Source organism: Microbacterium sp. Leaf351, from assembly GCF_001423825.1.
Classification (GTDB): domain Bacteria; phylum Actinomycetota; class Actinomycetes; order Actinomycetales; family Microbacteriaceae; genus Microbacterium; species Microbacterium ginsengisoli.
This window is the reverse complement of the sequence record NZ_LMPK01000032.1, coordinates 1-6,097: the sequence shown is the minus strand read 5'-3', so window position 1 is coordinate 6,097 and position 6,097 is coordinate 1. Positions and strand designations below refer to the sequence as shown.

Here is a 6,097-nt window from a genome sequence, read left to right as displayed (position 1 = left end):
CCTCGGCGGGAATCGTGCCGGTGCTGGGGGCGTACCGCGACATCTGGGTCGCATCAGGTGGCGTGACCGGCGCACTGGGGCTGCCGACCGGCGTGACCCAGTGCAACGGGCGTTGGTGCGCTGCGCCCTTCGCCGGGGGGAGCATCCTGTGGTCTCCGGCGACGGGCGCCTACGCGGTTTCGGGGGCGGTCAACATCGCGTGGGTCGGCGCGGGCGGCGCGGCGGGTACGTACGGTCTGCCGATCGCGGCGGCGACGACGTCTAACGGGAAAGTCTCGCAACGGTTCCAGTTCGGCGTGATCTCGGTGAACGGGTGAGCGTCAGTCGTCTCAAAGGGACACGCAGTGCCGAGGTGATAGCGTGGCGGGGCGCCGCGGTCGGTCGGGAACATCGATCTTCGAGCGTGCTCGCGAGGCGGGTGCGAGATCACGGCGGCGATGGTGCCACGACGGAGTCTCGTTGCTGCGCGCCCGTCGCTACAGAGCCGGCTGATCGGGTCGGCGGAAAGAAGGAGGTGCAGCGCGATGTCCGGTGAGGATGAACTCTCGCCCGCGCTCGTCGGCGCGGTGTCCCTGGAGCGGGCGCTCGAAGACGCGGCGATCGCCAATCAACGCGCGATCGAGCTGGCGCAGAAGCTCCTGACCAGTGAAGAGCGCGTGGCCGCGCTGAGTGCGGAGGTCGCGGACCTGAAGCGACTCCTCGATCCGCGCCGCAAGCTGGAACACCTCATCCGTCAGAACCACTCCCTGCACGTAACGGCGCAGCGAGCGAAGCGGATTCTGGGGCGGTGACGGCCGCGCACACGCCGAGGGTCCTCCTCGCCGTCACGTTCTACAACGGGCGCTCATTCGCTGAGCGCACGTTGTCGTCGATCGCCTCCCTGGCACACGACGGATTCGACCTCGATGTCCTCGTCCTCGACGATGCGAGCCCGGAACCGGGATTCAGTGACTATCTCGCGTCTCTGAGCGCCGACGTCGGAGCGACGTACTATCGGTCGCCGCGAAACCTCGGTATCCCGCGCAATGTCAATCTCGGTCTCGCGACCGCCCTCCGTCTCGAATACGACTACGTCGTGATCTCCAACTCGGACGTCATCTACGCGGCGAACTCTCTCGAGGTGATGATGAAGGTGGCCGTCGCGGGCGACGACCTCGCGTCAGTGACGGCGTGGTCGACGAATGTCGACCCGTACTCGCTCCCGAACGCGACAGAGCTCTTCGCCGAGACGCAGGAGGTCTCGGATCGGATCGGGCGTGTCCTCGAGCAGACATTCGGCACGGAGACGCTTGATATCCCGGCGGGAATCTCGTTCGCCATGATCATCCCCACCCGAGTGCTGTCGGCGGTCGGGCTGATGGACCCCATCTTCGGTCGCGGCTACGGCGAGGAGTCGGACTGGTCGGCGCGGGCGACAAGCGCGGGCTTCCGTCATGTCCTTGCGACCGGCGCGTTCGTCTATCACGCCGGTCGAGGCTCCACTCTCGCTGCCGGGGTAGTGAGTGGCGACGAAATCGCCAACTGGGCGAATCAGCGCATCGTCAACCATCGGTCGCCGATGTTCCGATGGAATGTGGACGGGTTCCTTGCGTCCGGAGCGGTGGAAGTCGCCCAGTCCCGCGCGGTGACTGCCCTCGTCCGATCCGCCGCGGACGAGTCCGGGTATTCCCTGATCACCGCTGCGCGCGACTGGGTCGATCAGAGCCCCGAGATCGTGTCGGTTGCCATCCGTTCTGAGGTGAGCGAGATCTGCACCGCGCACTGGTACGGATTCGTGGCAGAGATCGACACCGTCTCCGCCGACGTCGAAGGCGACATCCGACGCTACTTCGGTGGACGGAATCCGGTGTACAGCAATATCAGACCGCCAGTCTGGGACGTGGCCGGCGCCGCGTACCCCCGCTCGATCTGAGGTTCGGATGACGACGCTTCACGCAGCTTTCAACCCGCGAAAGAACTCCATCGGATTCCTCCGGTGGCTCATGGCATTCATGGTGATCTTCTCGCACGCCGGCCCGGTCGCGGGGCTGTTCGGTGGAGTGGACATCGGCGAGCAGTGGCACGCGGAGACCTCCCTGGGTGGTGTGGCCGTCACAGGGTTCTTCTTTCTGTCGGGCATGCTCATCACGCGGAGCATGACCAATTCGAGCTCTCCCGTGAGGTTCCTGTGGCATCGCGTCGTCAGGATCTTCCCCGCCTGGTTTCTGATCCTCATCGTCACGGCGTTCGCGCTTGCGCCGCTGGCATGGATCGGTGAGAGGGGGACGATCCGGGGGTTCTTCTCGGTCGCGGTCGACTCGCCCTGGGACTACGTCGCGAAGAACTTCACCCTCATGCTCAACCAGTGGGCGATCTCGGGCACCGGCGCCAGCACGCCCGCCGTCGCGCACGGGTACAACACCTGGAACGGATCCGCCTGGACCCTCATGTACGAGTTCGCCTGCTATCTCGCAGTGCTCGTGCTCGGTCTCATCGGGGCTCTCGCAGGGAGGATCGTGGGCGGCGCGATCGCGGCCGGCGTGCTCATGCTGTCGACGTTCCAAGCGCTGCACGTGGGAGATCTGGCGTCGGTCAGCGGCATCCTTGCGAACCATCAGGTTCTTCAGCTCGCCGCACCGTTCGCGTTCGGCACGCTGGTTCAGCTATTCATCGAGAAAGTGCCGTTCAGCGATGCGCTCGGCATGGGGATGCTCATCATCGCCGCAGTGAGCTGGTGGAAGGGCGGGTGGTTCCTCTTCGGACAGTACGCGTTCGCCTATGGCCTCATCTGGTTCGGCACCCGTGTGACCGCGTTGTCCGGATGGGATCGTCGTGCGGACCTCTCGTACGGGATCTACATCGCCGGGTGGCCCGTGATGTTCCTCGCCGCGAGTCTCAATCTCCAGGGGATCAGCAGCGCTGTCTACCTCGCGGTCGTGATCGTCGCGGTGCATGTCTACGCCTACGTGAGCTGGACGCTCATCGAGAAGCCGGCACTCGATCTGAAGAACTGGCGGCCGCGCATCGTGGCGCGCATCGGCGGCCGGCAATCGGTGCCGCCGAAGGCAGGGGGCGTCGCCGGCCTGCGCCGGGTGAGGTTCGTCCCGCTGACTCTTCTGATCGTGGCCACCGCTGCACTGGTCGTGGTCGGCGTGGCTCGGAACGGCGTATGACGTCCGGCGAATCCCCGCGGCGTACCGTGGTCGTCACGGGCGCCGGCGGATACGTGGGCCGCCACGTCGTCGCTGCGGCGATCGACCTCGGCTACGACGTGCGGGCGGTCGTCCGAACCGCCCGTGCGGATGACGTCGACCCCCGCGCGACCATCCTGCAGGCGGACGTGCTGTCGCCCGAGTTCGACATCACCGCGATCGCATCACCCTCAGAGGTCGCCGCTGTCATCCACCTCGCGTGGCAGGACGGCTTCGTCCACAATGCGCGATCGCACATCGAGTCCGTCTCGGCACATTTCCGGTTCCTCGCCGGGCTCGTGGACGCCGGCATCGTGAGGATCGCCGCGCTGGGAACGATGCACGAGGTGGGCTACTGGGAGGGAGCGATCACCTCCACCACTCCGACCAATCCCGTGACGCTCTACGGGATCGCGAAGGATGCTCTGCGACGCTCGCTCTTCGCCGCACTCGAGGATCGCGCGGAGCTGCTCTGGATGAGGGCCTTCTACATCGTCGGTGATGACCGGCGAAGCAGGTCGATCTTCGGGAAGATCCTCGATGCGTCTGATCGGGGCGATCGGAGCTTCCCATTCACCACCGGACGGACGCTGTACGACTTCATCGACGTCGACGAGCTCGGTCGGCAGATCGCGCTGGCCTCGACGGCGGACGGGTTGGTCGGAGTGATCAACACGTCGAGCGGTGTTCCGGAGTCTCTCGCCGATCGTGTCGAGCGATTCATCGTCGAGAACGGCGTGGACATCTCGCTGCAGTACGGCGCGTTTCCGGATCGGCCGTATGATTCCCCCGGTGTCTGGGGCGATGCGTCCCGGATAAAGGCTCTGATCGCCGCGTCGCCGTTCGCGAAGGAGACATGATGGCGCTCGAATACGGGAAAGAACTCGCCGTTCGCACGACCCCGATCCCCGGTCTGTTGGTGGTCGATCTCCCCGTGCATGGGGACAATCGCGGGTGGTTCAAGGAGAACTGGCAACGCGAGAAGATGACGGCGCTGGGGCTTCCCGACTTTCAGCCCGTGCAGAACAACATCTCGTTCAACGACGCGATCGGAACGACGCGGGGGATCCACGCCGAACCGTGGGACAAGTTCATCTCGACCGCGACCGGCTCTGTGTTCGGCGCGTGGGTGGACCTGAGAGCCGGCGCGTCGTTCGGGACGGTCTTCACCACCGAGTTGGACCCGTCCACGGCGATCTTCGTTCCGAGCGGGGTGGGCAACTCCTACCAGACGCTCGAAACCAACACGGCTTACACATACCTCGTGAACGCGCACTGGAGTGCGGACCGCATGGACGAGTACGCATTCGTCAACCTCGCGGACCGCGCACTAGCGATCTCCTGGCCCATCTCGCTCGACCAGGCCGAGCTCTCCGACAAGGACCGCGGGCACCCGCCGCTCGCCGACATCACCCCTCTCACGACCGACTGACGAGGCGGTGGCGTCAGCTTCCGCCCAGACGGCTGCGGATCCGCTGCCCCCAGGACCGGCGAGCGGCGCGTGTCGCCTCCATGCTCGAGACCGCTTGTCGGGCGGCGTCGAGCTCGACAGCCATCTCCGCCTTCGAGGCCTCGACCTCGTCGAGCACGCGTCGGAGCTCGTCATTCGACGAACGTGCGGCGGTCAACTCGGCAGCGAAGGACGCAGCGTCGTGGATGAGTGACGAGACCACCTGCGGCGACACGACCTCGGGCGGAGCTCCCTCGCGGAATACGACGCGTCCGCCCTCGCCGTAGTCCACGGCTGTCAGGCCGTCGGGCACGCGGGTCCGCAGCAGATCCAGGTAGGCCTCGAACGTGGCGGCGCGATGCGCGATCAACTCGGTGTTCCTCGACGACGCAGCGCCCGCGAGTTCGCTGAATGCATCGGAGAGCGACGCGCCGCCAGCGAGGTCGACGCTCACACTGAGGAAGCCGTCGGTCGTGTCTGATCGGAAGTCGTGGCCGAGACTGATGGTCGGAATTCCCTGCGACGCAGAGATGCCGCATCCATGGACACGCGTGGAGATGACGAGATCGTAGGCGCCGAACAGATCGGCGTAGTCCGCGGAGTCGAACGAATAGCGCACGACGTGGTCCGGGAAGCGCTCACGGAGCACCGGGATCTCATCGATGTAATGGGCGACGAACTCGATGGCGACCTCGGAGCCGTAGGCGGCGATCAGATCGTCGATCGCGGCGCACACCTGCTCGTAGAACGCCGTATCGAGTCCGTTCGCCCACACGGCGTCCTCGTAGGGCACGCCGATCGCGATGCCGACGCGTGTCACCGAGGTGACCTCGCGCGTCGTCGGCGCCGACAGCAGCGCGGGGCAGGGCAGGTACTCGATGTCGAACCGACGCGCAAGCGGGGTCCGGGCGAGGCTCCGGCTGCGTGTGGTGAGCGCCACAGCCTTGCCGAGGGCGACATCCACGAACTCGGGCCGCTCCTCCGGCATGGAACCGAGCCCGAGGCCGATCACGGGGATGCGGTGGCGGAAGACATGGTCGTAGAAGCTCCAGCACCGATCCGACGCCCATTCCGGGCTGCCCGCCATGAGGGCGAGACTCACGGAGGAGAGGTCGGAATCGAACTTGACGGAGTTGCTCGAGAAGCCCAGCCGCAGGTGCGCGGAGAGCCGCTCGTAGAGCGCCCCCGCGGTCTCATCGAGCGGACGCCGGAGGTTTCGGGCGCCGATCGTCGTTCCATCCGCCGGTCGCACGTCCGGGTTGCGGTCGTAGAGCACCGGATCCAGCGGGCCGAATGCCGCGTCGATGATGCGTCGCGTCCCGGCGAGGATGAACTCGTCGCCGGGGTTCCACTGCCGGGTCGCCGAGTACATCGCGAATCGACCTGAGTGGAGCTGAACCGTCACGACAAACGACGGAGCTGAACCCGGTTCTGTGGACACGGGTTGTGTGTTGAATTATGCCGCGATGGCGGCGTG

At 66.1% G+C, this 6,097-nt stretch carries 6 protein-coding genes and 1 pseudogene; 6 read left to right on the top strand and 1 reads right to left on the bottom strand.

Annotation, left to right across the window (positions count from 1 at the left end; genetic code table 11):
- The 6 genes and pseudogenes from ASG00_RS08295 to ASG00_RS08270 all read left to right on the top strand — a co-directional run.
- Positions 1-317: LGFP repeat-containing protein (locus tag ASG00_RS08295; protein WP_442922626.1), on the top strand; the 317-nt coding region annotated here is incomplete at its 5' end.
- A gap of 207 nt (positions 318-524) precedes the next feature.
- Positions 525-791 carry a hypothetical protein gene (locus ASG00_RS08290; RefSeq protein WP_056208463.1) on the top strand — a complete coding sequence of 89 codons (267 nt, stop codon included), beginning with the start codon at positions 525-527 and terminating at the stop codon, positions 789-791.
- Positions 788-1,912 (top strand): glycosyltransferase family 2 protein, encoded by a 1,125-nt coding sequence (locus ASG00_RS08285; RefSeq protein ID WP_056208459.1) that lies wholly within the window; start codon positions 788-790, stop codon positions 1,910-1,912. The genes ASG00_RS08290 and ASG00_RS08285 overlap by 4 nt, the downstream gene beginning before the upstream one ends.
- A gap of 7 nt (positions 1,913-1,919) precedes the next feature.
- A complete protein-coding gene (locus ASG00_RS08280) occupies positions 1,920-3,152 on the top strand; it encodes an acyltransferase family protein (protein ID WP_056208456.1) in 1,233 nt (410 codons plus the stop codon).
- Positions 3,149-4,030, top strand: a complete 882-nt coding sequence (locus ASG00_RS08275; RefSeq protein ID WP_056208451.1) for an NAD-dependent epimerase/dehydratase family protein — start codon at positions 3,149-3,151, stop codon at positions 4,028-4,030. The genes ASG00_RS08280 and ASG00_RS08275 overlap by 4 nt, the downstream gene beginning before the upstream one ends.
- Positions 4,030-4,590, top strand: a pseudogene (locus ASG00_RS08270) (dTDP-4-dehydrorhamnose 3,5-epimerase family protein); the annotation flags it as partial. The gene ASG00_RS08275 and the pseudogene ASG00_RS08270, both read left to right, overlap by 1 nt.
- A gap of 25 nt (positions 4,591-4,615) precedes the next feature.
- On the opposite strand, the gene ASG00_RS08265 reads toward ASG00_RS08270, so the two are convergent.
- Positions 4,616-5,992, bottom strand: a complete 1,377-nt coding sequence (locus ASG00_RS08265; RefSeq protein ID WP_056208443.1) for a polysaccharide pyruvyl transferase family protein — start codon at positions 5,990-5,992, stop codon at positions 4,616-4,618.
- Positions 5,993-6,097: the final 105 nt, after the last annotated feature.

Excerpts from the sequence above, each read along its gene's own strand:
- ASG00_RS08290 (WP_056208463.1), top strand. The coding sequence starts at position 525 with ATGTCCGGTGAGGATGAACTCTCGCCCGCGCTCGTCGGCGCGGTGTCC.
- ASG00_RS08280 (WP_056208456.1), top strand. The coding sequence starts at position 1,920 with ATGACGACGCTTCACGCAGCTTTCAACCCGCGAAAGAACTCCATCGGA.
- ASG00_RS08275 (WP_056208451.1), top strand. The coding sequence starts at position 3,149 with ATGACGTCCGGCGAATCCCCGCGGCGTACCGTGGTCGTCACGGGCGCC.
- ASG00_RS08265 (WP_056208443.1), bottom strand. The coding sequence starts at position 5,992 with ATGTACTCGGCGACCCGGCAGTGGAACCCCGGCGACGAGTTCATCCTC.